Here is a 25,636-nt window from a genome sequence, read left to right as displayed (position 1 = left end):
CCGAATGGCTTCGTAGCTACGGTTGCGTGCCGCGTGGGGGGTCGGCCTACTTTTGGCCGGATTAGTAAAGTGCCTGCATGATCGCGTCCCGCTTCGTCGCCGTCTGCGCACTGCTGCTCGCTGCCGGCTTCACCGGCGCCGCGCCCGCGTCCGCGGCGGCCACCGAGGGGGCGTGCCCCGCGGGTGGCGGGGTGACGGTGGTCGTCGACTTCGGCGACCTGGGCCCCGGGTCGTCGATCCGCTGCGCTCCCGGGACGCCCGCGAACGGCATCGCCGCCCTGCAGGAGGCGGGGTTCCAGGTGGTGGGCTCGCAGAAGTACGGCCTCGCCGTGGCCTGCCGGATCGACGGCAAGCCCGGCCCCGACGTCGAGCCCTGCGCGGGCATGCCGTCGGCCACGGCGTACTGGAGCTACTGGCACGCGCCGGCGGGCGGCACCTGGCAGTCGAGCCAGGAAGGCGCCCAGACGGCGAAGCCGGCCCCCGGCGGGTTCGAAGGGTGGGCGTTCGCGCGTCCGAAGTCCGCGAACGACCTGCCGGCGCCGCCTCGGGTGCCGCCGGTCCGGCAAACCGGGACAGCTGTCCCGGACGTCGCGGTGGCCGGCGACATCGAATTCCCGTGGGGGTTCGTGATCGGCGCCGCGGTGATCCTGGTGATCGGTGCCGCGGGGGTGTTCATCTCGTCGCGCCGGCGGCGTCGGCGTGAACAGTAGGGCTCTGCACCCCGGCGCCTGGTGGGTCTGGGCGCTCGCGCTGGCCGTCGCCGCCAGCCGCACCACGAACCCGTTGCTGCTCGGCCTGATCATCGCCGTCGCCGGGTTCGTCGTCGCGAACCGGCGGAGTGACGCGCCCTGGGCACTGGCGTTCCGGCTGTACGCCTACGTCGGCGCGCTGATCGTCGCCTCACGCGTGCTGTTCCGGATCCTGATCGGCGGCGAGGACGGCGGGCACGTCCTGTTCACGCTGCCGCGGATCACCTTGACCGCCGGGTTGTCCCTGCTCGGGCCGACGTCGGCGGAGGAACTGCTCGGCGGGTTCTACGACGGCCTGCGGCTGGCGACGATGGTGGTCTGCGTCGGTGCGGCCAACGCCCTGGCCAACCCGAAACGGCTGCTCAAGGCGGTCCCGGGGGCGCTGTACGAGGTGGGCACGGCGGTGACGGTGGCGCTGACGGTCGCTCCGCAGCTCGTCGAGAGCGTGCAGCGCGTGCGGCGGGCCCGCCGGCTGCGGGCCGGCCGGACTCGCGGGCTTCGGGCGGTCAAGGGCATCGTGGTCCCGGTGCTGGAGGACGCGATGGACCGGTCGCTGCGGCTGGCGGCCGCGATGGACTCCCGGGGCTACGGCCGCCGGGCGTACTTGAGTCCCGGCGTGCGGCTGCTGATCGCTTCTTGCGTCCTGGCCGGGCTGGTCGGCGTGTGCGTCGGCGTCTACGGCGTGCTCGACGGGACGACGCCCTGGCTCGGCGTCCCGCTGCTGACGGCCGGGCTGGCGGTGGCGGTCGCGGGCTTCGTCCTCGGAGGCCGGCGCGTGCGGCGGACGGCGTACCGGCCGGATCCGTGGCGGTGGCCGGAGACGCTGGTCGTGGCGGCGGGCGCCGGGGCGTGCGGGCTGCTGTTCGTGACCGCCCGCGTCGCCCCGGGGAACCTCTACCCGTCGCTGAGCCCGCTGCGCTGGCCGGAAGTCTCTTCGGCGCACGCGTTGTCCCTGCTGGTGGCAGTGCTGCCGGCGTTTGTCGCGCCTCCTGCCCCTTCGTCTTCGTCGTCGTCGGAGGTCGTCCGGTGATCGAGTTCTCGCGGGTCACGGTGACCTACCCGGACGCGGCGCGGCCGGCGCTTTCGGACGTCTCCCTGCAGGTCGAAGAGGGTGAGCTGTGCCTGGTCGCCGGGCCGACCGGGGCCGGCAAGTCGACGTTCCTCGGCGCGATCAACGGGCTCGTCCCGCACTTCACCGGCGGACGGCTGGCCGGGCGGGTGCGCGTCGACGGGCAGGACACTTCGCTCTTTCCGCCTCGTGAGCTGGCCTCGGTCGTCGGCGTCGTCGGGCAGGACCCCCTCTCCGGGTTCGTGACGGACACCGTCGAGGAAGAACTCGCGTACGCGATGGAGCAGCTGGCGGTCCCGCCGGACGTCATGCGCAAGCGGGTCGAGGAAACGCTGGACCTGCTGGGCATCGCGGAGCTGCGCAACCGTCCACTTCGGACACTCTCGGGCGGGCAGCAGCAGCGGGTCGCGATCGGCTCGGTGCTGACGGCGCACCCCCGCGTGCTGGTCCTGGACGAGCCGACGTCCGCGCTGGACCCGACGGCCGCCGAGGACGTGCTCGCGGTGATCACGCGGCTGGTGCACGACCTCGGGACCACGGTGGTCGTCGCGGAGCACCGGATGGAGCGCGTCGCGCAGTACGCCGACCGGCTGCTGTACCTGCCGGGCGACGGTTCGGTGCGGTCCGGGCCGCCCGCCGAAATCCTGGCGACGTCTTCGATCGCACCCCCGATCGCCGAGCTGGGGCGGCTCGCGGGCTGGTCACCGTTGCCGCTGTCGGTCCGGGACGCGAGGCGGGTCGCGGGGCCGCTGCGCTCGCGCCTCGCGCCGAGTCTTCAAAAACTGTCGGTGGTGGGTCGTAGTCTCTCGGTGACCGGTTCGGCACTGGATGTGAGAGGGGTGGTGGTCCGATACGGAGATGTCCTGGCGGTGCGCGGGGTCGACCTGCGTGTCGGACCGGGAGAAGTGGTCGCGCTGATGGGACGCAACGGCTCCGGCAAGTCGTCGCTTCTCTGGGCGGTGCAGGGCAGCGGGCCGAGGTCGGCGGGGAAGGTCGACGTCGGCGGCGCCGACCCTGCGTCGCTCAAGCCACGAGTGGCCCGTCAGCGCGTGGGGCTGGTCCCGCAGACCCCGGCCGACCTGCTGTACCTCGATTCGGTGGACGCCGAGTGCGCACAGGCCGACACCGAGTCGGAGGTACCGGCGGGCACGGCCCGGGCCCTGCTGGACCGGCTCGCCCCCGGGATCGCCGGTGAAGCGCACCCCGGCGATCTGTCCGAAGGGCAGCGACTGGCGCTGGTGCTGGCGGTCCAGCTGGCGGCGGCCCCGCCGGTCGTGTTGCTCGACGAGCCCACCCGCGGCCTGGACTACCACGCGAAACGGCGCTTCGCCGCGGTCCTGCGAGAGCTGGCCTCGCAGGACCGGGCGGTGGTGCTGGCCACCCACGACGTGGAGTTCGTGGCCACGGTGGCCGGCCGCGTGGTGGTCATGGCCGAGGGCGAGATCGTCGCGGACGGCCCGACGAGGGAGGTGATCGTCGCCTCGCCGGCGTTCGCGCCGCAGGTGGCGAAGATCCTGGCCCCGGAGCCGTGGCTGACGGTCGACGAGGTGTCGGAGGCATTGAAGTGAGGGTGGCGGAGGCGGGGGTGGGGGGCGGGGGCGGGGGCCGAAGCAGACGAGCGCGCTCCGCCGCCGGCCCGCGGTTGGCGGCCCCTCCGGCGGGGCCGCCGGCCATGGCTCGGTGCCGAGGCGACGCCCCGCGGACCTCGCCTGTCAACGCGCCCAGCCGCGCCTTTGGAGCGGCGGAGGCGGCGGCATGACCGAGTTCCTCGGCGCGCCCCGCGCCGTCCGCCTGACGTTGCGGCCCGCGCTGGTCCTCGGTGTCGCGAGCCTCCTCGGCTTGGCCATGTTCTGCTGGCCGCTCTTCGCGCACCCCCGGCCCAGCGCGGCCGCGCACGCCATGGATGCGCCGTTCGTGTTCATGGCGACGTTGCCCGTGCTGATCCTGGTCGTCCTGGCCGAGCTGTCCCGCGGTGGCATCGACGCCAAGGCGCTCGCGCTGCTCGGTGTGCTGTCGGCCGTGAACGCCGGTCTTCGGCCGCTCGGGGCCGGCACCGGGGGCATCGAGCTGGTGTTCTTCCTGCTCGTGCTCGCCGGGCGCGTGTTCGGGCCCGGCTTCGGGTTCGTGCTCGGCTCGACGTCGCTGTTCACGTCGGCGCTGCTCACCGCCGGTGTCGGGCCGTGGCTGCCGTTCCAGATGCTGGCGTCGTCGATGATCGGGCTCGGCGCCGGGGTGCTGCCGAAGGCTCGTGGCAAGGCGGAGATCGCCCTGCTGGTCGCTTACGGCGTCTTCGCGGCCTACTTCTTCGGGCTGCTGATGAGCCTGTGGACGTGGCCGTTCCTCGCCGGGACCGCTACCGAACTCGGGTTCGTGCCCGGCGCGCCGCTGCTGGACAACCTGCACCGGTTCGCCGTCTACACGGTCCTGACTTCGACCCTCGGCTGGGACACCGGCCGAGCCATCACCAACGCCGTGGCCATCGTCCTGCTGGGACCGGCCGTGCTGACCGTCCTTCGCCGGGCGGCCCGGCGGGCGGCTTTCGACGCGCCCGTCGGGTTCGACCAGAGTCAGCTGTACGAATAGAAGCCGCGGCCGGTCTTCTTGCCGAGCAGGCCCGCGTCCACCATGCGCAGCAGCAGCGGCGGCGACGAGTACAGCGGCTCCTTGAACTCCGCGTACATCGAGTCCGCGATGGCCTTGATGGTGTCGAGTCCGATCAGGTCGGACAGGCGCAGCGGGCCCATCGGGTGGGCGGTGCCCAGCTCCATGCCGCGGTCGATGTCCTCGGCCGAGGCGAAGCCCGACTCGATCATCCGGATCGCCGAGAGCAGGTACGGCACCAGCAGCGAGTTCACGATGAACCCGGCGCGGTCCTGCGAACGGATGACCGTCTTGCCCAGCGCCGTCGTCGCGTGCTCCTCCGCGCGGCGGGTGGTCTCCTCGCTGGTCAGCAGCGAGGGCACCAGCTCCACCAGCGGCAGCACCGGCACCGGGTTGAAGAAGTGGATGCCGACCACCTGCTGCGGCCGGCTCGTCGCCATGCCCAGCTTCATGATCGGGATCGACGACGTGTTGGACGCGAACAGCGCGTCCTCGGCCTCGACGATCTTGTCGAGCTGGCGGAAGACGTCGACCTTCGCCTGCTCCTGCTCGAGGATCGCTTCGATGACCAGATCGCGGTCGGCGAACTCGGCGATGTCCGTCGTGAACCGGAGCCTGCCGAGGGCCGCGTCGGCGTCCTCGGTCGAGAGCTTGCCGTTCTTGACGCCGCGTTGCAGCGACTTCTCGATGCGAGCCTTGCCCGCGTCGAGCGCCGGCTGGTTCACCTCGGTGACCACGACGTCCAATCCGGACCGGGCGTGTACCTCGGCGATGCCGGAACCCATCAGTCCCGCTCCGACGACTCCAACCCGACTTACCACCGGCTCACTCCTTCATCGCTTCGCAGCCCCGTATCCGGGCAGCACGCAGCGCGCGAGGGCAGTCACCGGAAGCCTCCGGCGATGCCCTCGCGCAGTTACGCGTGCTCAACGACGGTACTCGTCGTACCCGTCGTCGTACGGGTCTTGATCATCGCTGTCGGACTCCTCGTAATGACTACCCGAGGAGTTACTCGACAGCTCGCGCTGCAAAGCATCGAAGTCGGTCTCGTGCGAGCTGTACTTGAGCTCACGCGCCACCTTCGTCTGCTTGGCCTTAGCCCGGCCGCGCCCCATGGCTCGACCCCCTCGCACAGGGGCGGGGCGGCCGGGGGAATCGGCGGCCCCGCATCGTCTCGACAATTCTTTCCTGGTCACACCGTACCGTGTCCGGGGGGTTGGATGCGACGTGGCACGGTGTGCCGGAGCCGACAGTGTTCGGCGGACACCGGTTACCGGCCGGTCGGTGGCGATCGGCGCAGGTAAACGTGCCACGATCTACTCGTGCTCCGTCCCTTCGTGGCTTACTTGCGGGTGTACGAACCCCTGCTCGCCCTGGGCGACCCGCCGGACGAACGGCTGTGCGCGGCCGTCTCGGCGGCCAAGCTGCGGCGGACGGACGCGGGCGCGCGCGAGCAGGCCATGTGGCTCAAGTCACAGGTCGCCGCGCCGCGGCGGCTGCTGCCCGCCGAACTCGCCGACGGCCGTCCCGCGCCGAGCCTGCTGACCGACGTCCTGGTGCTCGACGCCGAAGAGGTGCCCGGTGGCAAGGCCGAACACGGTCCGCTGGTCTGCCCGCTCGAGCTGCGGGCCCGCTCGGCCGCCGCGCTGGTCACGTTCCTCGGCGACGCGCACCCGGCGCTGAAGAACGTCGTCCTCGACGAAGGTGGCTTCACCCAGGAGACGATCCGCGGCCGGACCAAGTCGGCCATGGCGGACCTGAGCACGACGGCCGCGCACACGCTGTCCACCACCTGGACCGTCCCGCTGCCGTGGTTCGTGCTGATCGAGCCGGACGAACGCCGGCTGGTGCTCGGCCGCGGCCGCGACGACCCGCAGCGGGAAATGTCCTGGCGAGCCACGCTCGCCGATGCCCAGCATCGCGCGCGCGAGGCCGGTGACCTGCTGGAACAGACCTTCGGCGACTCCGGTCCGGGGCGCGTGCTCTTCGAGACCCGGCGGTGGCTGGACAACTTCCACCCGGACTCCGTCGTCGAGCTGGACTACGGCGGCCTCGTGCAGCTCTTCGCCGACCCGGTCCTGGAGGCCGACAACACGGCCGACGAGGTCCACGACATCCTGGACGCGCTGCGCTCGGGCAACGTCGAGGAGCTGGCCGAGCTGTTCTCCGACCTGCGCGAGTTCTGGGGCGACCTGGCCGCCCGCGAACGCGCGAACTAGCGACGGCGACGGGACCCGCAGGCTGGGGAAGGCCACCATGCCGGACGGCGGTTCCGGCCCGGAACTGTCGGTGCCCGCCGGTAGCGTGGAAAACGGGGGCTGCTCAGCGCAGGTCAGCCGCGCAGCTCCGGCACCCGTACTTCCCCCACGGGGCGGCCGCCACCCGAGACGACAGGGCCGGCGAGGGCTTCGAGGCCGGACACATCCACGCCGAGGTAGCGCAGCGCCGCCACTGCCAGCGGCGCGCAGGCCCGCTTGGCGCCGTCGTCGATCTTGATCGCCACCGCGAAGCCGTCCGGCAGGGCGAAGGCCTGGACTCCTTCGGCGCCGCCCTTCGCGATCAGACCGTCCACGGCGGACATCAGCTCGGTGTCCTCGCGCCCGGTGCCCGCCACCAGCCACGGGTGTTCCCGCATCGCCGACGCCACCGTCCGCAATGGCCCGTCCGCAGCGAGCGCGACGCGGCCGAACGCCCGGGCCAGCCCGGTCAGCGAGAACGCGAACAGTGGCGCGCCGCAGCCGTCCACGCCCGTGTGGGCGATCGGCTCGCCCGTCAGCTCCTCGACGGCCGAAGCGATCGCCTGCTGCAGCGGGTGGTCCGGTGCCTCGTAGCCCGCGGTCGGCCAGCCGGCCCGGACGCACGTGGTGAGCATCGCCGTGTGCTTGCCGGAGCAGTTCATCGTCACGCGCCGCGGCTCGGCCGCGTCGCGCATGCTCGGCACGTGCAGCGGGAAGTCCGGCGGGCACGCGAGGTCGTCCTCGGTCAGGCCGGCCGCCCGCAGCAGTTCGAGGACGCGCTTGACGTGCGCGGGCTCGCCGGAGTGGGACGCGCAGGCCAGCGCCAGGTCCTCGCCCGCGAAACCGAGCCCGGACCGCAGCATGCCGACGGCCTGCAGTGGCTTGTTCGACGAGCGCGGGAAGACCGGCGAAACCACGTCGCCGAGCGCCAGGCGCGCTTCGCCTTCGGGGCCGGTGACCACGAGCGCGCCGCGGTGGACGCTTTCGACGAATTCGGATCGGACGACTTCGGCGAGGACGGGGTTCGTCACTCGCCGCGGCCGCCTTCGTTCTCCAGCAGCTCGTCCACAGTGGCCGAACCCTGCTGGTAGCGCTGCGCGATCTCGGCGTTGAGCGTGTCCATCACGCCCTGGACCTCGCGGCGGAAGGACGACACTGACAGCTCTTCGCTCGCGTAGGTGTCCAAAGCGGAGGCGAGCTTCTCGTCCGAGAGGGACCCGACGTCGGTCAGGTCGGTGTCGCCGATCAGGGCTTCGGCGTGCCGCCGGTGCTCGCCGGCCCGCGACGGCTCCAGCTGCTGGTGACGTCCCGAGCCCGCCGCCGGGCCCAGCGCGTTGTCGGCCAGGATCGTGGCCAGCTGGTCGACGATGCTGGCCTCGCCGCCGGAGCTGCGCCGCGCCTGCTCCGCGCGCACGATGTCGATCCGGGCGTGCAGGAGACGGCGCAGGTAGGACAGGTCGGTCTCTTCCTGGGCGGCTTCGTCGCGCCGCTCGCGCAGCACCTTCAGCGGCAGCTCACCCAAGCCGCTGAGGTACCCCGGGCCGAGCACGCGGTCGATCCGCCGCCTGCCGCCGGGCCGCACTTCGATCACAGCGCAGTTTATCCCGGTTGAGCGTGATCTCGCTGTCAGGGGCTTTTGATCAGCCACGAAGTTGGGCCGCCGCGGCACGCCCCGGTGCCGGCTGTTCCGAAGGCACGGAGTCGGGGTCGATCGCCGCCTGGACGAGGTTGTCCTCCGAGCCGGTCAGCAGCTCCGCGCCCACCGGCGTCGACCGCTTGACCAGGGCCAGCGCGATCGGGCCGAGCTCGTGGTGCTGGATCACGGTACCGATCCGGCCGACCGTCCGGCCGTCCAGCTGCACCGGGTCGCCGGTCTCCGGCGTGACCTCGGGTGAGCCGTCGAGGTGCAGCAGGAGCAGGTTCCGCGGCGGCCGTCCCACGTTGTGGACCTTCGACACCGTCTCCTGGCCGCGGTAACAGCCCTTCGCGACGTGTGCGGCCGACCCGACCCAGCCCACCTCGTGCGGGATGGCGCGCTCGTCGGTGTCGACCCCGAGCCGCGGCCGCAGCGATTCGACGCGCAGCGCGTCGAACACCCAGCTGCCCGCCGCGCGGGCGCCGGCGTCGGTGAGGCGCTTCCACCAGTCCACGAGCGCCTCGCGCGGCACCGCCAGGTCGACGCTCCACCGGCCCGGCCACGGCATCCGCCGCGCGAAGCCAGCGTGTCCTTCCAGCGCCGCCACCGCGTACGGCTCCGGGCCGACTTCGGCGCCGGCCGCGCTCAGGACGCGCTCGGCGTCCGGGCCGAGCACGGTGAGCAGCGCGAGCTCGCCGGTCGTGTCGCGGATGTCCACCTTGGACCAGAACTTCATCGCCTCGAGGTACTCGCGCAGCGTCTGGGGGCCACCCTTGGGCAGGGCGCTCGTCACGCTCGGGGCCGGGTCTGTGTCGAGGTACACAGTGCCGTCGAGGTGCGCCACCACCATGTGGGTCTCGATGCGGCCCTGGCTGTCGAGGACCAGCGCCTCGGTGCCGGAGCCCTCGGCCAGCTCGGTCACGTGCTGCGAGATGACCAGGTGCAGCCACGACAGCCGTTCTTCGCCGGTGACGGCGAGGAACTCGCGGTGCGACCGGTCGATCACGACCACGCCGCGCGAGGCCGTGCGCTGCTCGGCGAAGGGGTCTCCCCAATGCCAGGGCACGCCTGCTTCGGGGTGATCGTCAGGCGGTGGGATGGATCCGGGCACGTCCAGCAGCGGCGAGCGGTACGGCATACCGCTCAGCCTAGGTGAGTACCGTGTCGGCATGCGCGTGCTCGTCTTCCTCGACGGAACCCAGGCCGATCCCGACGTGGCCCAGATCAAGGTCGACGACCTCGGGTTGACGCGCGGTGACGGCGTTTTCGAGACGATCCTCGTCGTCGACGGCCACCCCCGCGAACTCCGGCCGCACCTCGAGCGCCTGGCCCGTTCGGCGGCCATGCTCGACCTGCCCGAGCCCGACCTCGCGGCGTGGGAGAAGGTCGTTTCGCTGGTGCTCGAACGGTGGGCCGGCAGCCGCGAGATGGTGCTGAAACTGGTGTACACGCGGGGATCGGACGGCGATCCGGACGCGGCGCCGACCGGCTTCGTCCTGGGTTCCGAGGTCTCGCCGGCGATCTTGCGGGCCCGCGCCGACGGCGTCGCCGCGATCACCCTGGAACGCGGTTTCGCGCCGGACCTCGCCCAGCGCGCGCCGTGGCTGCTGCTGGGCGCGAAGCCGCTGTCGTACGGCGTCAACATGGCCGCGCTGCGCGAAGCCGGGCGTCGCGGAGCCGAAGATGTGATTTTCACCGCCGCCGACGGTTCGGTGTTCGAAGGCCCGACGTCGACCGTGGTGCTCGCGAAGGGGCGAACGCTCGTCACGCCGCCGTCGAGCATCGGCATCCTGCCCGGCACGACCCAGGCGGCGTTGTTCCGCGGCGCCGGGAAGGCCGGCTGGGCGGTCGAGGTGGCGCCGCTGACCGTGCGGGACCTCGTCGAGGGTGACGGCGTCTTCATGGCGTCGAGCGTGCGCAAGCTGACCCGCGTGCACACGCTGGACGGCGAGCGGCTGCCCGGCTCCTCGGCGGTGTACGCCGAGCTGGTGGCGGCCTACGAGGCCGAGTACGCCTGACCCTGGCTGATCCGGACGACGGCGGGGGCGACCTCTTCGGCGCGGTAGGCGGCGATCTTGTGGTGGCCGTCGATGATCAGCTCGCGTTCGCCGTCGGCCAGCACCACCGCGACCGGCCGGTGGCCGGTGCGGATGGCGGTCCGGTAGTACCCGACGCGGGCTTCGTCCGACGGCGGCCAGGTGTCGGTCGGCGTGAGCAGCCGGCCGTCGGGCAGGCGTTCCGGGCCGCTCACGCGGTAGTCGCCGTCGACGAGCAGGTCGAGGACCGGCCCGAGCGTGGCGGCCAGCGGACGGCGCAGCTGCCCGGTGGCCAGCGCGATCCGCAGGGACTGCGGCAGCTCGGCCCGCGCCCGCGTGTTCACGTCGAGGAAACCCGTGCCACCGCTGATCGTCACCTGTTCCACGCTTATCAGGACGGGCGGCGGCGCGACATGGTTCCGGCCCCTACCCGGACGGGTGCACCGCGTGACCCGGCTCTCACCCGCGCGGCGGTACGCGTTGCTCAGGAAGGCCGGAACCGGATTCGGGTACCCGGCCGGGCTTGCGCGAGCGCGCCGAGCGCGGCCGTCCGGACGACGGCGGCCACGGGATAGCCGCCGGTGGTCGGGTGGTCGGCGAGGAACACCACCGGGAGCCCGCTCGGCGGCACCTGGATCGCGCCCGTGAGAACGCCTTCACTGGGCAGCTCGCCGTCGACGGCCCGGCGCAGCGGAGTTCCGTCCAGGCGCAGGCCGACGCGGTTCGACTCCGGCGTGACCGTCCACCCCGCCGAGAGCCCGCCTGCCGGGTCGTCGAACCAGTCGTCGCGGGGGCCGAGCGTCACCGGGACCACCAGGTCGGCCGGCGCCGGAACGGGCACCACGACGTCCGCGCCCGCCGGAACTCCGGCCGGGACGCCGAGCGGGAGCACGTCACCGGCTTTCAGGGGCTCGGGACCGATGCCGGAGAGGACGTCCCGCGACCGGCTGCCCAGCACCGGCTCCACCGCGATCCCGCCGGAGACGGCCAGGTAGCAGCGCAGTCCCGCGGACGGGGTGCCCAGCGTCAGCGTCTGCCCGGCGCAGACCGGGACGGGCAGGTGGGAGCCGAACGCGCGGCCGTCGACGGAAACCGCGACGGCCGGGCCGGTCACCGCCACCGTCGCCGCCGCGCTGAACCGTGCCGACAGGCCGCCGAGCAGGGTTTCGATTCCCGCGGCGGTTTCGGGGTTGCCGGCGAGGCGGTTCGCGAGCCGCAGCGAGGCCGCGTCCAACGCGCCCGAAGGGGGGACGCCCAGGTGGGCGTAACCGGGCCGGCCCAGGTCCTCCACGAGTGCGTACCGGCCCGGGTCGAGCACTTCCAGGCACCTCATCGGACGCTCCGGAAGCGGACGCGGTCACCGGGCGCGAACAACGCGGGCGGGTCGGCGTGCGGGTCGAACAGCGTCGCCGTGGTGTGCCCGAGCAGCCGCCAGCCACCGGGTGACTCGCGCGGGTAGACGCCGGTGAACTCGCCGGCGAGCCCGACCGACCCGGCCGGGACGCGGGTCCGCGGCGACTCCAGGCGAGGTTGCTGAAGCTGCGGGGGCAGCCCGGTCAGGTAGCCGAAGCCGGGGGCGAACCCGGTGAAGGCGACCGTGTAGACGGCTTCGGTGTGCAGCTCGACGACCGCGTCCGGGGAAACGCCGGCGTCGGCGGCGATCAGGGCCAGGTCCTCACCGTCGTAGCGGACGTCGAGGGTCACTTCGCGGGGCTCGCCCGAAGGCGGGTGCGTGAGATCGGCGTCCTCCAGCAGCGCCCGCACTGCCGCGACGCCGCCGACGACCAGCAGGCTGCGTGCGCCGGGCACGAGGTCGACCACGCCGTCGGGGCGCGCCGCGCAGACGGTCGCGTGGGCCGCCCGCATCTGCTCGAGGGAGTCGCAGTCCAGCAGGGCGGCGTCCTCGCCACACCGCCGCCAGCGCACGGTGTCAGCCGACGACGCGGTGCAGCAGGGCCGAGGTGTGCGGCTGCATCTCCTGGCCCACCATCGCGCGCTCCTCGACATAGCCGAGGGAGCCTTCGATCAGGCCGTACAGGCGCTGGGCCGCGGTGACGTCCTTGGCCGTGGCCGTGCGGACCACCGCGTCCGTGCCGAGCTCCCAGGACGTCTGGTTGCGCGGCTTGCCGTAGTACAGCTCGACGATGCCGGTGTTGTGCGTGAGCAGCAGCTCGATCGTGTCGTCCTCCTGCGGCCGCCAGAACCCGGACTCGCGGGCGGCGGGGCGGATGACGTTGCCGTCTTCGTCCAGCAGCCACGAGCGGGACTCGTGGATGAGGAACGGGCGGCCGTCGTGGGAGATCGTCAGCTGCTGCGCGAACTTGCGCGGGCCGTCGATGGTCGGGTAGCCGACCTCGCCCTCACCGCGCCAGACACCGACGATCGGCAGCAGCGCGAGGCAGGCGTCGTTGAGGTTCGGCCCCTCGCGCAGGTTCGCCGTGTCGTTGGGGATGGGCAGGTCGTCCCACAGCGGAAGGTTGCGCACCCGCGTGCTTTCGGCGCGCTTCTCCGCTGCCGCGATGGCTTCGTCGCCGCTGGCGGTCATGGGTCAGCGCTGGTCCGCGTACAGCCGGTAGACGACATACACGGCGAACCAGGTGATCGCGACGCCCGCGAGGACCAGCAAGGTCGTAAACAGAGCTTCCACGCGCCGGAGTTTAGTCCGCCCGGCCGCGTCCGGTCCTGCCCAGGGTGGCCGCGGTGAGCACAGTCACCGCTTCGGGACCCCGAAAAGCCGTGAAGGCCACCTTCAGGAACTTCAAGTTCCTCAAGGTGGCCTTCACGAACCACGAAACTCAGCCGACGGAGATGGCCAGCTGGTGCACGCCCGGGCCTTCCGCGGTGACGGAGGCTTCGCCGTTGCCGGTGCGGTGCAGGGCGCGGACCGTCCACTCGCCCGGCGCCGCGTAGAAGCGGAAGTCGCCCTCGGCCGACGAGACGACCTCGCCGGTGAAGTCGCCGCCGCCGTCCAGGAGCCGGACGAACGCGCCGCCGACCGGCCCGTTCGCGCCCGTCACCTTGCCGGCCAGCACGACCTGCCCGCGCGTGTCGTAGTCCGCCGGCGTGGCCTCCTGGGCCGGTGCGCCGCAGCTGTCGTCAACCGCCATCACTTGGCTCCCAACTCGACCGGCACGCCGACGAGCGAGCCGTATTCCGTCCATGAACCGTCGTAGTTCTTCACGTCCTCGTAGCCCAGCAGCTCGTGGAGCGCGAACCACGCGATCGAGGAGCGCTCGCCGATGCGGCAGTAGGCGATGGTGCCCTTGCCCTCGTCGATGCCCTCGTCCTGGTACAGCTCCTTGATCTCTTCCTCGGTCTTGAAGGTGCCGTCTTCGTTGGCGACCTTCGCCCACGGCACGTTCAGCGCGCCGGGGATGTGGCCGGGAACCTGGGACTGCTCCTGCGGCAGGTGCGCCGGGGCGAGCAGCTTGCCGGAGAACTCGTCGGGCGAACGCACGTCGACGAAGTTCTTCGACCCGATCGACTGGACGACCTCGTCGCGGAAGGCGCGCAGCGACAGGTCCTGGTCCTGGGCCTGGTAGTCGGTGCCGGCGCGCTTGACCTCGTCGGAGTTCAGCTCACGGCCGTCGAGCTCCCACTTCTTGCGGCCGCCGTCGAGCAGCTTGACCTTGTCGTGGCCGTACAGCTTGAAGTACCAGTACGCGTACGCGGCGAACCAGTTGTTGTTGCCGCCGTAGAGGACCACGAGGTCGTCGTTGGCGATGCCCTTCTCCGACAGGAGCGCCTCGAAGCCCTCCTTGGAGACGAAGTCGCGGCGCACCCCGTCCTGCAGGTCCTTCCGCCAGTCGAACTTCACCGCGCCCCGGATGTGGCCGGCGTCGTAGGCGGTGGTGTCCTCGTCGACCTCGGCGAACACGACGCCGGGGGTGTCCAGGTTCTCCTCGGCCCACTGGGTTGTGACCAGGACGTCTTCACGGCTCATGGACTTGGACTCTCTTTCTGGGGTTGAACTTCTAGGACGCGCGGGCGGGGGTGAAGCGTTTGATGAGCAAGTACATTTCGCAGCCGAGGCAGAAGTCGAAGGCCGCGTTGAGGAAGGCCGCGAACAGCGCGAAGGCCGTCGCGACGATGCCGAGCGGGGTGACGTCGAGCGCGAAGCCGACCGTGCCGGCCAGGGCGAACACGAACCCGACGGCCTGGGCGAACCGCAGCGGCGCCGCGTCCTCCCGCTCGTCCGTCGGACCGAGGCGCGGGGCCACGAGCTTGCGGTAGACGATCGAGTACGGCGCCGGCTTCAGCCCGATGAACGCGCCGATGGCGAACACGACGGTCTGGATCGCCAGCAGCGGCCACCACCCGGTGACCAGCACGACCGCCAGGACGATCGTGGTCAGGATGGCGGCGAACCGCGGGCCTCGCGGGTCGACGGCCGGTCCTGCGGGCATTCGTTCCTCCAGCTGGAGCAGAGGGGGTGCGTGCGAACGGCACGCTTCAGCGGCTTAGGGGCTGGCTGGGACCGGACGTGCTTCAGCGCCGGTCGGACTGAACACGACACAGGCTGCTGCGGACGCGGCAGAGGTCGACTGCGCGTCGCTGCGTCAAGAAGAAGGTGGTCAGCCGGGTCACGGGTGCGAGGGTACCCAGAGCTCCCTCAGAGTGGGAACCACGTTCATCCCTTGGGACGGTTCCCGTTTTCTGGGACAACACCCTGGTCAGGACGTCCGGGTGGTGAGATGCGGCCGCAGGGCGGCCAGCAGTTCGGGCCCCTTGGGGACGCCGCCGACGCGCAGGAGCTCCCGGCCGTCCGGGGTCAGCGCGATCGTGGTCGGCGTCCGCAGCACGGCCAGCGACTGCGCGACCTCCGGCTGGTTCGTCACGTCGAGCTCGACGTGGTGCAGGCCGTCGGTCCGCTCGGCCAGCGGCGCGAGCACGGCCTTCGCGTGCCGGCAGGGCGCGCAGAAGGTGGTGGAGATCTGGACCAGCGTCACGGCGGACGCCGGGTCGAGCACGTCGGTGACGGGCGCGGGCAGCTCGCGGGCGGGTTTGGCGTCCCGGACCCGGCCGTTGCGCGCCCGAAGCAGCGCGCCGGCGGCCACGGCGGCCACCAGCGTCGCCACGAGCACCCACAGCCCCGTCACCGGCCGCTCCTTACTTGCTCAGGTCCGCGAAGGACACGTTCGCCGCCTTGCCCTTGATCGTCACCGATCCGCTCCGCACCTGCACGCCGGTCGGGGTGACCGACAGCGGGAGGTCCTTCGTGGTGATCGATGCCCGGAAGTTCGGCATCAGCGCGTTCTGCACCGCCTGGGGGACGACCGTCGTCTCCTGGTTGTTCCCGAACTGCAGCCGCTTGGGGATGAAGTTGATCGTCCCGCCCTTCGCGTCGGCCTCGATCATCGCGAAGCAGAAGATTTCCAGATCGCGGCCCGCGAACGACAGGTGTCCCGAAATGCGGACACCGGTACTCGACTCGTCCTGGTCGGCTTGACCCTCGGTGGTCTTCGTGGTGGTCGGCGTCGGCTCGCTCTGCCCGGCGTCGCCGTTCTTGACGTACGCGGTGCTCGACGGCTCGATCCGGAGATCCTTGATCTTGTCCAGCGGCGAGACGCGGGCCAGATCGGCGGCCTTGATGGTGACCGAGCCGGTCAGCTCGCCGATGGTGATCGCCTTCGTGTTGCCGTTCGCGAGGTCGGACAGCGGCGCCTTGACGTTCTCGAGTTCGGCGTTCACCGCGACGTCCTGCAGCTTGTCCGCGACCGGGATGCCGGCGGCGGACACGCTGATGTGACTGTAGTCACCGCCGAGTGCCTGCGTGAGGAACGGGAAGCCGTGGATCGTGACCGACGGGTCGTCGTTCAGCTGCAGCTGCGTGCGTGCCTTCTGCGAAATCATGTGCTCGGCGTACGCGGCGGCTCCGAAATCGGCACCGACCAGCAGCAACACCAGAACGACCAGTGCGATCACCCAGCGGCGGGCACGGCGGCCGCGGCGTCGTGCGTCGGGCCTCGGTGCGGGTCGGTCGTCCCGGGTCACGGGCCTGCTCACCATCGCGTCCGTACTCCTGTTCGTCGGGGACACCCGGATTCCTCCAGGTGTGATCGATCCAGCAAGGGTTAGGTGCCCGGCCGTTCAGCCGCTATTCTCACTTAGCACCGACCAACGCCGCTTTGCGGCGACGACTCGAGAAGGCGGTGCGGCTGATGAGCCTGGACCTTCTGGTACTGACTGCGGAGGCCGACGCCACCTCGGTGCTGCCCGCGCTGGACCTGCTGCCGCACACCGTACGCGTCCGTGCTCCCGAGGTGACGGCCCTGCTCGACGCGGGCCACCGCGATGTGATCCTCCTCGACGCCCGCACCGACCTGGCCTCGGCGAAGAGCCTCTGCCGCCTGCTCAAGGGCACCGGCGAAGACGAGGCAGCCACCCCGATCATCGCGGTCGTCGGCGAAGGCGGCCTGGTCGCGGTCAGCGCCGAGTGGCGCACCGACGACATCCTGCTGCCCACCGCCGGCCCGGCCGAGGTCGACGCCCGGCTGCGGCTGGTCACCACCCGCGACGGCGGTTCCGCGCAGGTCGACGCCGAGCTGCGGGTCGGCGAGCTGGTGATCGACGAGGCGACCTACACCGCGCGCCTCCGCAAGCGCACCCTCGAACTGACCTACAAGGAGTTCGAGCTGCTCAAGTACCTCGCGCAGCACGCCGGCCGGGTGTTCACCCGCGCCCAGCTGCTGCAGGAGGTCTGGGGCTACGACTTCTTCGGCGGCACCCGCACGGTCGACGTCCACGTCCGGCGGCTGCGCGCCAAGCTCGGCCCCGAGCACGAGCAGATGATCGGGACCGTGCGCAACGTCGGCTACAAGTTCGAGCGGCCGGCCAAGAGCGGCGGCCCGCGTCCGGGCGTGCCCGCGCAGGCGACCGCCGATGCCCCGGCCGACGCTGTGCCGACCAGTGCGAATCCGACCACAGTCACGGCCAAATGACGTCGTAGCGGCGGTTACGCGCCGTGTGGGGGCCGGCCTGCTGTTGGCCGGCCAAGTACTCCCGAACGCGCGCACTGATCCCCCTTTCGCGCACGAAAGACGTCTCACGCAGCCTTCGCGTTGCGTCCGGCGCGGGTACGGTCGCAGGGTGAGCGGAGACGGCGAGTGGCGCCAGGAACTGGACAAGAAGCAGCTTGATGACGTCCGCGGGCTGCTGCTGGCTGTCCGTGAGGCCGACGGGCGGCCCGAGGTCGGGCCCGAGGGGCCGCTGCCCGGCGAGTTCGACGGCGGTGAGCACCTCGTCGCCTGCGTCGAGGGCGACGTCGTCGGCTATGCGCACATCGACACCACCGGTGACTCCTTCGGGCACCAGGTGGCCGAGCTGTTCGTCCACCCCGCCCACCGCAACCGCGGCTACGGCGCGAAGCTGCTTCACGCGCTCGACGAGCGTGCCGCGGTCGGGTTCCGCGTCTGGGCGCACGGCGACCACCCGGCGGCGCAGCGGCTGGCGCGCAAGACCGGCCTCGAGCGCAAACGCGAGCTGCTGATCCTGCGCGTCGAGGTCGACGGCGCGGACTGGCCGGAGCCGATCCTGCGCGACGGCGTCTCGCTGCGGACGTTCGTGCCGGAACAGGACGAGGACGCCGTCGTCCAGGTCAACGCGCGAGCCTTCGACTGGCACCCCGAGCAGGGCGCGCTGACCGCCGACGACGTCCGCGCCGACGAAGCTCGGCCCTGGTTCGACGCCGAAGGCTTCTTCCTCGCCGTGGAAGAAGACACAGCAGCCGGCAGCGGGAATGACACAGTGATCGGCTTCCACTGGACGAAGGTGCACGAGCCGACGCCGGGCCGGTTCGACGGCGAGCGCGTCGGCGAGGTGTACGTCGTCGGTGTCGACCCCGCCGCGCAGGGCGGCGGCCTCGGCCGGGCGCTGACGCTGGCCGGGCTGCGGTACCTCGCCGGCCGGGGGTTGCGGCAGATCATCCTGTACGTGGAGGGTGACAACGCGGCGGCCTTGGCGGTCTACACCAAACTCGGGTTTGCGCGTTACGAAACCGACGTCCAGTACGGTCGGTGAACACGATGGACGCCGGGCGAACAGTCCGTCACAGTGCGCGAACGCGCAGGTCACGGGCCGGACACGGGCCTCTCTCAGGCTAGTCGCGCTCCTCACATCGAAAGGCTTGTTCACTTTGCGTTCATCTGGACAGGGGAACCCGTCCATCGGCGCTGCCTAATGTCCGGATCCGGCGCGGCAGCACGCCGCGACGACCCGGTCAAGCTCCTGATGGAGGAAACAGCAGTGAAGATCATGCGGCCCCTGAGCGCGGTGGGCATCGTCGCGAGCGCCGCCCTCGTGCTCGCCGCCTGTGGTTCCGACCCCGCGGCGACCAACAGCAGCAGCTCCAACTCGGCTTCGGCCCCCGCTGCGACCGGCACCGCCGACGTGGAGTGCGGTGGCAAGAGCCCGCTCTCCGCGGAAGGTTCGTCGGCTCAGAAGAACGCCATCGACATCTTCACGCAGCAGTACAGCAAGAAGTGCTCGGGCCAGCAGGTCAACTACAACCCCAGTGGCTCGGGTGCCGGCGTCAAGCAGTTCAACGCCAACCAGATCGACTTCGGCGGCTCGGACTCGCCGATCAAGGACGCCGACGCCGCGGCCGCCAAGACCCGCTGCGGCAGCGACGCGTGGAACATCCCGATGGTGGTCGGCCCGATCGCGATCGCCTACAAGCTCTCCGGTGTGGACAAGCTGACGCTGACCCCGTCGGTCGCCGCCAAGATCTTCAGCGGTGGCATCACCAAGTGGAACGACCCGGCCATCAAGGCGGTCAAGGGCAACGAGAGCCTGAACCTGCCGGACAAGCCCATCCAGGTCGTCTCCCGCGCGGACGAGTCGGGCACCACCGACAACTTCCAGAAGTACCTGGGCGCGGCCGCGAAGGCGGACTGGACCAAGGGCGCCGGCAAGAAGTTCAACGGTGGCGTCGGCAACGGTGCGCAGGGCTCCAACGGTGTCGCGACCGCGGTGAAGGCCTCCGACGGCGGCATCACCTACGTCGAGGGCGCGTTCGCCAAGGACGGCCTGACCCCGGCTCTGATCGACAGCGGTTCCGGCGGCGTCGAGCTGAACGCGGCCAACGTGGCGAAGTCCCTGGACGCGGCGAAGTTCCTCAAGGACGGCACGAACGACCTCGCGCTCGACCTCAACGGCATCTACGCCAGCAACACCGCGGGTGCCTACCCGCTGCTGCTGACGACCTACGAGATCGTCTGCTCGAAGTACTCGAACCCGGACGTCGCGAAGGCTGTCAAGGCGTTCCTGACGGTGGCCGCCACCGACGGTCAGCAGCCGCTGTCCGCCAAGGGCTACGTGCCGATCCCGCAGTCGCTGCAGACCAAGGTCCTGGCCGCGGTCAAGGCGATCTCCTGACCTGGTCTTGCGACTTTTCCCCGAGTTGATACAGGCTGGACAGAAGTAGTCGATGAGCGAGTCAAGCTCGACGCGAACGCCCACCGGCGACCCCGGTGGGCGTTCGTCGTCCGCCACAACGCCCCCGGAGGATCCGATTTCGGAGCAACGAACCTCGACGGCGGCGCCCGAGCCGCCCGCGAGCGAGAAACCGAAGAAGGTGCGGCCCGGTGACCGCATCTTCGAGAACCTGACCACCGGGGCCGGGATCTTCGTCGTCGGCCTGATCGGCCTGATCGGGCTCTTCCTGCTCATCCAGGCGATCCCGGCGCTGCAGGCCGACAAGGCCAACTTCCTCTTCAACCACGGCTGGTCGACCAACGACCCGGCGAACATGTCGTTCGGCATCCTCGACCTGCTCGAGGTGACCGTGGCGACGTCGCTCGTCGCGCTGATCATCGCGATGCCGGTCTCGCTGGGCATCGCGCTGTTCCTCACCCAGTACGCGCCGAAGCGGCTCGCTCGGACGTTCGCCTACGTCGTCGACCTGCTCGCCGCGGTGCCGTCGATCATCTTCGGCCTCTGGGGCATCCTGGTGTTCGCCCCGGCGATCGAGCCGTTCTCGCAGTGGATCAACGAAACGTTCTCGTGGTTCCCGCTGCTGGCGCCCGGCAACGTCGCGCCAAGCGTGCGCGGCACGATCTTCACCGCCGGCATCGTGCTGGCCGTGATGATCCTGCCGATCATCACCTCGCTCTCGCGCGAGGTCTTCGAGCGCACGCCGACCCCGCACATGGAGGGCGCGCTCGCGCTCGGCGCCACCCGCTGGGAGGTCATCCGCACCACGGTGCTGCCGTTCGGCAAGGCCGGGTACGTCGGCGCGTCCATGCTCGGCCTCGGCCGGGCACTGGGTGAGACGATCGCGCTCGCCGTCATCCTGCTGATCCCGCAGGGGCGCAACTTCGACTGGAGCCTCTTCGACGGCGGTGCCACGTTCGCTTCGAAGATCGCCGCCAACTACAGCGAGTTCAACAACCAGATCTCGGCGGGCGCGTACATCGCGGCCGGCCTGGTGCTGTTCGTGCTCACCTTCCTGGTGAACTTCGCGGCCCGGTCCGTCATCGGCAAGAAGGGAGACTGAGCATGTCCACCTCCACGCTCGAAGCCCCTGCCACGACCCCCGCGTTCCAGCAGGTCAGCCTGGCCCGCAAGGTCAAGAACGGCATCGCGACCGTCCTGGTCTGGCTGTCGTTCCTGATCGCCGTCGTCCCGCTGGTCTGGGTGCTGTACACGGTCATCGCGAACGGCATCAAGCGCATCCCGTACTCCAACTGGTGGTCGCAGGACCTGGGCAACTTCCTGTCCGACGAGGTCGGCGGCGGCGTGCTGCACGCCATCATCGGCAGCCTGCTGCAGGGCCTGGTCTGCGCGGTCATCGCGGTGCCGATCGGCATGCTCGTCGCGATCTACCTCGTCGAGTACGGCCGCGGCAAGCTCGCGAAGGCCACGACGTTCATGGTCGACATCCTCTCGGGTGTCCCTTCGATCGTCGCCGCGCTGTTCATCTACGCGCTCTGGATCACGACGTTCGGCCTGCCGCGCAGCGGGTTCGCCGTGTCGCTGGCCCTGGTGCTGCTGATGATCCCGGTGGTCGTCCGCTCGTCGGAGGAGATGCTGCGGATCGTCCCGGACGACCTGCGCGAGGCGTCCTACGCGCTGGGCGTGCCGAAGTGGAAGACGATCATGAAGATCGTCCTGCCGACGGCGATGTCCGGCATCGTCGGCGGCGTCATGATGGCGCTGGCCAGGGTGATGGGCGAGACCGCGCCGCTGCTGGTCCTGGTCGGCTACTCCGCCTACACGAACTGGGACATCTTCAGCGGCGAGCAGGCGGCGCTGCCGTTGCTGATGAACAACGAGCGCGTCACCAACTCGATGGATCCGGGCTCGGTCGGCTTCGACCGGATCTGGGGTGCGGCCCTGACCCTGGTGCTCATCATCGCGCTGATCAACCTCCTCGCCACCGTGTTCGCGCGCCTCGTCGCCCCGAAGAAGAAGTGAGCTGTTCCTGATGGCCAAACGACTCGATGTCAAGGACGTCGACATCTACTACGGCAAGTTCCACGCCGTGGACGGTGTCACCCTTTCCGTGCCGCCGCGCAACGTCACCGCGTTCATCGGCCCGTCCGGTTGCGGCAAGTCGACGGTGCTGCGCACGCTCAACCGCATGCACGAGGTCATCCCCGGCGCCCGCGTCGAGGGCGACGTCCTGCTGGACGGCGAGAACATCTACGCGTCGTCGGTCGACCCGGTGCAGGTGCGGCGCACGATCGGCATGGTGTTCCAGCGCCCCAACCCGTTCCCGACGATGTCCATCAAGGACAACGTCGTCGCGGGCCTGAAGCTGGGTGGCACCAAGGGCAAGAAGACCCTCGACGACATCGCCGAGCGCGCCCTGCGCGGCGCGAACCTGTGGAACGAGGTCAAGGACCGCCTCAACAAGCCGGGTGGCGGTCTTTCGGGCGGTCAGCAGCAGCGGCTGTGCATCGCCCGCGCGATCGCGGTCCAGCCGGACGTGCTGCTGATGGACGAGCCGTGCTCGGCCCTGGACCCGATTTCGACGCTCGCGATCGAGGACCTGATCGGCGAGCTGAAGAAGGACTACACGATTGTCATCGTCACGCACAACATGCAGCAGGCGGCGCGGGTTTCCGACCAGACGGCGTTCTTCAACCTCGCCGGCGTCGGCCAGCCGGGCCGGCTGGTGGAACTGAACGACACGGAGAAGATCTTCTCCAACCCGGACGAAAAGGCCACGGAAGACTACATTTCCGGCCGCTTCGGCTGAGACTTCGTTGCGGAACAAGGCCTTTCTCGCCGGCGCTCGGGGGCCGGCGAGAAAGGCCTTTTCTTTTGTCCAAAGTGGATCAACGAAGAAAGCCCCCGGCATCGGCCGGGGGCTTTCTCCTTGTCAGGGCTCAGATGTCTTCGTCGGTGCCGTAGCCCGGCATCTTGCCGGTGACCACGAAGATCATCCGCTTCGCGACCGACACCGCGTGGTCGGAGTAGCGCTCGTAGAAGCGGCCGAGGAGGGTGACGTCGACCGCCGCGGCCACGCCGTGCGGCCATTCGCGGTCCATGATGACCGTGAACAGGTGGCGGTGGATGTCGTCCACCTGGTCGTCCTCGGACTCGATCGACTTCGCCGCTTCGACGTCCTTCGAGTGGATGACCTGCTCGACCTGGCGGGCCAGCTTGACCGCGACCTCGCTCATCTCGGCGAAGTACGGCCGCACCGAGTCCGGCAGCACCGGCTCCGGGTGTCGGCGCCGCGCGGCCTTCGCCACGTGCAGTGCCAGGTCGCCCATCCGCTCCAGGCTTTCCGCGGCGTGGATCGCCGCCAGCACGGTACGCAGATCGGTCGCCACGGGCGCCTGCAGGGCCAGCAGGGCGTACGCCTGCTCCTCGCACTGGGCACGGGCGTCGTCGACCTTGGCGTCGTCGCTGATCACTTGTTCGGCGAGACTGAGGTCGACCTCCAGCAGTGCCCGTGTGGCGCGCTCCATGGCGTCGGCGACCTGGACGGACATCGCGGCCAGGTGGTCGGCGAGCTGTTCGAGTTCGACATGGTAAGCCTCACGCATGGCCCAACCCTACGGCCAACTGTGACCGAATACCGCATCGCCGGGTGAACCGCATGTGAACCCGGTCTAACGATCCTCGCGGCTCAGCCGTTGCTGGTGCTCTTGCGGGTGGTGGTCGACTTGGAACTGCCGCTGCTCTTCGGCTTCGACGTGCTGGTCGGCGGCGCCTGCTCGCTGCGCGGGATCGGCGCGTTCGGGTCGGGCATCGCGGTGTTGTTGCGCAGCGCTTCGAAGAGGGCCTTCGTCTTGCTGACGACGAGGACCTCGTTGCCGCGGCTGTTGGCTATGCCGACCGTCGGGACCGTGAGGAACGTGATCTTCGACGGGTCCAGGCCCTTCATCGACTGCGCCAGCGTCATCATCTGCTTGACGCCGAGGTTGTCGCCGAAGGTGGCCTTCGCGAACGCCGTGATGAAGTCGCTGAGCTTGCCGGGGTCGAGCACGACGTCCGACGACATGACCTTCTTCAGCAGCGCGCCGATGAACGCCTGCTGCCGCTTGATCCGGTCGTAGTCCGACTTCGCCACGTCGGACCGGACGTGCCGCGCGCGCACGTAGTTCAGCGCCTGGTCGCCGGAGATCGTCACGTCACCGGTCTGCATCACGACCTTGCCGAGGACCTCGTCGTCGATCGGTTTGTCGGTGTGGATGGTGACCCCGTGCACGGCGTCGACCATCTCCTTGAAGCCGTTGAAGTCGATGCCGACGAAGTGGTTGATCCGCAGGCCGGTGATCTGCTGGATGACCTTGGTCACACAGGGCGGCCCGCCCACGGCGTACGCGGTGTTGAGCTTGGCGATCTTCTGCCTCGGAGAGACCTGGTCGGTGGTCTTGTTCTGCGCCGGGTCCCATCGCTGGCAGTCGGGCCGGTCGATCTCCAGGTCGCGGGGGAACGACGTGACGACGACGCGCTTCCGGTCGGCCGGGATGTGCGCCACCATCACGGTGTCCGAGCGCGCCCCCGGGGTGCTGTCGGCGGTGCCGACACCTTCCTCGTCGGAGGCGCCGTCACGGGTGTCGGAGCCGACCATCAGGAAGTTCTCGTCGTTCGCCTGCGCCTCGGCGTCCTGGATGTCGGACGAGTTCTCGTCCAGCGCGGAGACCTGCGTGAACTTGGCGTCGAAGTACGTCTGGGCGCCCCACGCGCCGCCGATGCCGAGGAACACGAGACCGGCGACGACGGCCGCGGCGATCCGGCCGAACCGGGCCGTGCGCTCGATCTTCCGCCGCTTCTTCTCCTGCAGCCGGGTCTGCTCGGCCTTCTCGGCGGCGTCGGCCTCTTCGTCCGGCGACGGCACCGGTGCGACGACGCGCTGAAGCGCCGTACGCGTGCTCTCGATCAGCGAAGTCGGCGAGAGGCGGTCACGGCGTTCGCGGCGCTTCGCCTCCTCGGCTTCCATCTCGTCGTGCGCGGCCGAGAACCGGGCGAGCGTGTGGTCGATCTTGCGGCGGTACTGCGTCGCCTCGTCGATCGCTTCCATCTCGTCGGTCATGGTCAGCGGGTCGAGCTCGGCGCGCGGCGGCACGCCGCCGGTCAGGGGCCGGGCCGGCGCGTCGGGTACCGGGGCGGCCTGGGTGCGGCCGGCCTCGGGCGTCGCTGTTTCCGGGACGACGGGCGCGCGGAGGGGCGCGGGCGCGTCGGCCGCGGGGTGCCGAGGGGCTGCTCCCTCGGGGGTGGCTGCCGGGCGCCGGGCGGCCGGACCGGCGGGGCGGCGCGATGGGACGCCCTCGGCGGCCTGCGGCGCGGCGCCGTCGGCGGCCGGGCGGCGGGGCCGCCGTGGCGGCTGGGGTGCGGCCGACGTCTGCTGCGCTCCCGGGTTCGCGGCCGGGCGGCGCTGGAGCGGGGCCTCGGGCAGCGGAGCGGCGGCCGTCGTGCGGCGCGGCTGACGCGGCCGCGGCGGGCGCGATTGACGAGTGGCGTCCGTGGGTACTGGGTCTTCTGCGGGAGCCTGCGCCGGCCGCGGCGCACGCGGCGGCTGCGCGGCCCGGGCCGGAGCCGGCGGGACGGGTGGTTCGGCGGTGCGGCCACGGTGTCCCGGCTGGTCGGAGCGGTCTTGCTGCTCACGGGCCGGCACGGGGCGGACGCCGGTGGTCTTGGCGACGACGTCGGAGACGCTGATCCCGCCCTGGTCCTCCATCGACCGGCGCCTGCCGGCCCGGGGGCGCGCGGGACCGTCGAGGCGGCGACCGGTTCCCGGGCTGTCGTGCTCGTCCGGCACTCGGTCTCCTTTCGAACACGGGTCTACATGGCCGTCTTCCCCCGCAGGAGGTGATCGTTCCCCGGAGGTTTTCGTTATCGTACGGATACCC

28 protein-coding genes are annotated in these 25,636 nt (G+C 70.8%); 12 read left to right on the top strand and 16 right to left on the bottom strand.

The genetic code is table 11. The annotated features are described in order from the left end of the window. Positions 1-77: 77 nt before the first annotated feature. The 4 genes from A3CE_RS0121785 (at position 78) to A3CE_RS0121770 (ending at position 4,401) form a co-directional block, all read left to right on the top strand. Positions 78-710, top strand: coding sequence for a hypothetical protein (locus tag A3CE_RS0121785; protein WP_020642229.1), 633 nt, complete (start codon positions 78-80; stop codon positions 708-710). Next, positions 700-1,779, top strand: a complete 1,080-nt coding sequence (locus tag A3CE_RS0121780; RefSeq protein WP_020642228.1) for a CbiQ family ECF transporter T component — start codon at positions 700-702, stop codon at positions 1,777-1,779. Before A3CE_RS0121785 ends, A3CE_RS0121780 begins: the two co-directional genes overlap by 11 nt. Continuing rightward, positions 1,776-3,386 (top strand): ABC transporter ATP-binding protein, encoded by a 1,611-nt coding sequence (locus A3CE_RS0121775; protein WP_020642227.1) that lies wholly within the window; start codon positions 1,776-1,778, stop codon positions 3,384-3,386. Before A3CE_RS0121780 ends, A3CE_RS0121775 begins: the two co-directional genes overlap by 4 nt. Positions 3,387-3,573: 187 nt before the next feature. After that, positions 3,574-4,401, top strand: a complete 828-nt coding sequence (locus tag A3CE_RS0121770) for an ECF transporter S component (protein ID WP_020642226.1) — start codon at positions 3,574-3,576, stop codon at positions 4,399-4,401. On the opposite strand, the gene A3CE_RS0121765 is transcribed toward A3CE_RS0121770, so the two are convergent. Both A3CE_RS0121765 and A3CE_RS0121760 read right to left on the bottom strand, forming a co-directional pair. Beyond that, complete coding sequence (locus A3CE_RS0121765; protein WP_260473771.1) at positions 4,386-5,240, bottom strand: 3-hydroxybutyryl-CoA dehydrogenase; 855 nt, start codon at positions 5,238-5,240, stop codon at positions 4,386-4,388. The two genes, A3CE_RS0121770 and A3CE_RS0121765, sit on opposite strands and share 16 nt — an antisense overlap. Before the next feature lie 105 nt (positions 5,241-5,345). Next, the gene (locus A3CE_RS0121760) at positions 5,346-5,534 is read right to left on the bottom strand and encodes a DUF3073 domain-containing protein (protein WP_020642224.1); all 189 of its coding nucleotides are present in this window, start codon (positions 5,532-5,534) and stop codon (positions 5,346-5,348) included. A gap of 207 nt (positions 5,535-5,741) precedes the next feature. Here A3CE_RS0121760 and A3CE_RS0121755 point away from each other — a divergent pair, with 207 nt between their 5' ends. Then, positions 5,742-6,638: a DUF8083 family protein gene (locus A3CE_RS0121755; RefSeq protein WP_020642223.1), complete on the top strand. Its 897-nt coding sequence runs from the start codon at positions 5,742-5,744 to the stop codon at positions 6,636-6,638. A gap of 113 nt (positions 6,639-6,751) precedes the next feature. On the opposite strand, the gene A3CE_RS0121750 is transcribed toward A3CE_RS0121755, so the two are convergent. From A3CE_RS0121750 to ygfZ, 3 genes are read right to left on the bottom strand one after another with little or no spacing between them, the layout of a single operon-like run. After that, entirely contained in the window at positions 6,752-7,687 is a 936-nt protein-coding gene (locus tag A3CE_RS0121750; protein WP_020642222.1) for an asparaginase, read from the bottom strand. Further along, positions 7,684-8,247 carry an RsiG family protein gene (locus A3CE_RS0121745; RefSeq protein WP_020642221.1) on the bottom strand — a complete coding sequence of 188 codons (564 nt, stop codon included), beginning with the start codon at positions 8,245-8,247 and terminating at the stop codon, positions 7,684-7,686. The genes A3CE_RS0121750 and A3CE_RS0121745 overlap by 4 nt, the downstream gene beginning before the upstream one ends. A 49-nt stretch (positions 8,248-8,296) precedes the next feature. Further along, a complete protein-coding gene (gene ygfZ / locus A3CE_RS0121740; RefSeq protein WP_020642220.1) occupies positions 8,297-9,430 on the bottom strand; it encodes a CAF17-like 4Fe-4S cluster assembly/insertion protein YgfZ in 1,134 nt (377 codons plus the stop codon). A gap of 31 nt (positions 9,431-9,461) precedes the next feature. On the opposite strand from ygfZ, the gene A3CE_RS0121735 reads away from it, so the two are divergent. After that, positions 9,462-10,310, top strand: a complete 849-nt coding sequence (locus A3CE_RS0121735; protein WP_026468725.1) for an aminodeoxychorismate lyase — start codon at positions 9,462-9,464, stop codon at positions 10,308-10,310. Here the strand turns inward: A3CE_RS0121735 and A3CE_RS0121730 are convergent. From A3CE_RS0121730 to A3CE_RS0121680, 9 genes are all read right to left on the bottom strand, one after another. Next, complete coding sequence (locus tag A3CE_RS0121730; protein ID WP_020642218.1) at positions 10,289-10,714, bottom strand: hypothetical protein; 426 nt, start codon at positions 10,712-10,714, stop codon at positions 10,289-10,291. The two genes, A3CE_RS0121735 and A3CE_RS0121730, sit on opposite strands and share 22 nt — an antisense overlap. Before the next feature lie 98 nt (positions 10,715-10,812). Continuing rightward, on the bottom strand, positions 10,813-11,661 hold the full coding sequence (locus tag A3CE_RS0121725; protein ID WP_043790985.1) for a 5-oxoprolinase subunit C family protein: 849 nt from the start codon (positions 11,659-11,661) through the stop codon (positions 10,813-10,815). Then, positions 11,658-12,254, bottom strand: a complete 597-nt coding sequence (locus A3CE_RS0121720; protein WP_020642216.1) for a 5-oxoprolinase subunit B family protein — start codon at positions 12,252-12,254, stop codon at positions 11,658-11,660. Before A3CE_RS0121720 ends, A3CE_RS0121725 begins: the two co-directional genes overlap by 4 nt. A gap of 4 nt (positions 12,255-12,258) precedes the next feature. After that, on the bottom strand, positions 12,259-12,873 hold the full coding sequence (locus A3CE_RS0121715) for a heme-binding beta-barrel domain-containing protein (RefSeq protein ID WP_020642215.1): 615 nt from the start codon (positions 12,871-12,873) through the stop codon (positions 12,259-12,261). Between the two features lie 250 nt (positions 12,874-13,123). Then, a complete protein-coding gene (locus A3CE_RS0121700; RefSeq protein ID WP_020642212.1) occupies positions 13,124-13,435 on the bottom strand; it encodes a DUF1416 domain-containing protein in 312 nt (103 codons plus the stop codon). Beyond that, on the bottom strand, positions 13,435-14,271 hold the full coding sequence (locus tag A3CE_RS0121695; protein ID WP_020642211.1) for a sulfurtransferase: 837 nt from the start codon (positions 14,269-14,271) through the stop codon (positions 13,435-13,437). Before A3CE_RS0121695 ends, A3CE_RS0121700 begins: the two co-directional genes overlap by 1 nt. A gap of 31 nt (positions 14,272-14,302) precedes the next feature. After that, positions 14,303-14,734, bottom strand: a complete 432-nt coding sequence (locus A3CE_RS0121690; RefSeq protein WP_020642210.1) for a DUF4395 domain-containing protein — start codon at positions 14,732-14,734, stop codon at positions 14,303-14,305. A gap of 267 nt (positions 14,735-15,001) precedes the next feature. Continuing rightward, on the bottom strand, positions 15,002-15,427 hold the full coding sequence (locus tag A3CE_RS0121685) for a TlpA family protein disulfide reductase (RefSeq protein ID WP_020642209.1): 426 nt from the start codon (positions 15,425-15,427) through the stop codon (positions 15,002-15,004). 10 nt (positions 15,428-15,437) lie between these two features. Beyond that, on the bottom strand, positions 15,438-16,337 hold the full coding sequence (locus A3CE_RS0121680; protein WP_026468723.1) for an LmeA family phospholipid-binding protein: 900 nt from the start codon (positions 16,335-16,337) through the stop codon (positions 15,438-15,440). 152 nt (positions 16,338-16,489) lie between these two features. Between A3CE_RS0121680 and A3CE_RS0121675 the strand changes: the two genes are divergently transcribed. The 6 genes from A3CE_RS0121675 (at position 16,490) to pstB (ending at position 22,530) form a co-directional block, all read left to right on the top strand. Beyond that, positions 16,490-17,269, top strand: coding sequence for a winged helix-turn-helix transcriptional regulator (locus A3CE_RS0121675; RefSeq protein ID WP_051183928.1), 780 nt, complete (start codon positions 16,490-16,492; stop codon positions 17,267-17,269). Positions 17,270-17,417: 148 nt separating this feature from the next. Next, on the top strand, positions 17,418-18,347 hold the full coding sequence (gene mshD / locus A3CE_RS0121670; RefSeq protein ID WP_020642206.1) for a mycothiol synthase: 930 nt from the start codon (positions 17,418-17,420) through the stop codon (positions 18,345-18,347). A 225-nt stretch (positions 18,348-18,572) separates the two neighbouring features. Then, a complete protein-coding gene (pstS, locus tag A3CE_RS0121665; RefSeq protein WP_026468722.1) occupies positions 18,573-19,703 on the top strand; it encodes a phosphate ABC transporter substrate-binding protein PstS in 1,131 nt (376 codons plus the stop codon). Positions 19,704-19,902: 199 nt separating this feature from the next. Beyond that, entirely contained in the window at positions 19,903-20,823 is a 921-nt protein-coding gene (gene pstC / locus A3CE_RS0121660; protein ID WP_020642204.1) for a phosphate ABC transporter permease subunit PstC, read from the top strand. Positions 20,824-20,825: 2 nt separating this feature from the next. Next, positions 20,826-21,743, top strand: coding sequence for a phosphate ABC transporter permease PstA (gene pstA, locus A3CE_RS0121655; protein ID WP_020642203.1), 918 nt, complete (start codon positions 20,826-20,828; stop codon positions 21,741-21,743). A gap of 10 nt (positions 21,744-21,753) precedes the next feature. Continuing rightward, a complete protein-coding gene (gene pstB, locus A3CE_RS0121650) occupies positions 21,754-22,530 on the top strand; it encodes a phosphate ABC transporter ATP-binding protein PstB (protein ID WP_020642202.1) in 777 nt (258 codons plus the stop codon). 130 nt (positions 22,531-22,660) lie between these two features. Here pstB and phoU read toward each other — a convergent pair whose 3' ends face one another. Continuing rightward, entirely contained in the window at positions 22,661-23,326 is a 666-nt protein-coding gene (gene phoU, locus A3CE_RS0121645; protein ID WP_020642201.1) for a phosphate signaling complex protein PhoU, read from the bottom strand. A gap of 83 nt (positions 23,327-23,409) precedes the next feature. Beyond that, positions 23,410-24,852, bottom strand: coding sequence for an LCP family protein (locus A3CE_RS0121640; RefSeq protein ID WP_026468721.1), 1,443 nt, complete (start codon positions 24,850-24,852; stop codon positions 23,410-23,412). Positions 24,853-25,636: the final 784 nt, after the last annotated feature.

This window comes from Amycolatopsis balhimycina FH 1894, from assembly GCF_000384295.1.
GTDB classification, from domain to species: domain Bacteria; phylum Actinomycetota; class Actinomycetes; order Mycobacteriales; family Pseudonocardiaceae; genus Amycolatopsis; species Amycolatopsis balhimycina.
Note: the sequence above shows the minus strand (reverse complement) of the source record. Positions and strands in the feature narration are given on the sequence as shown.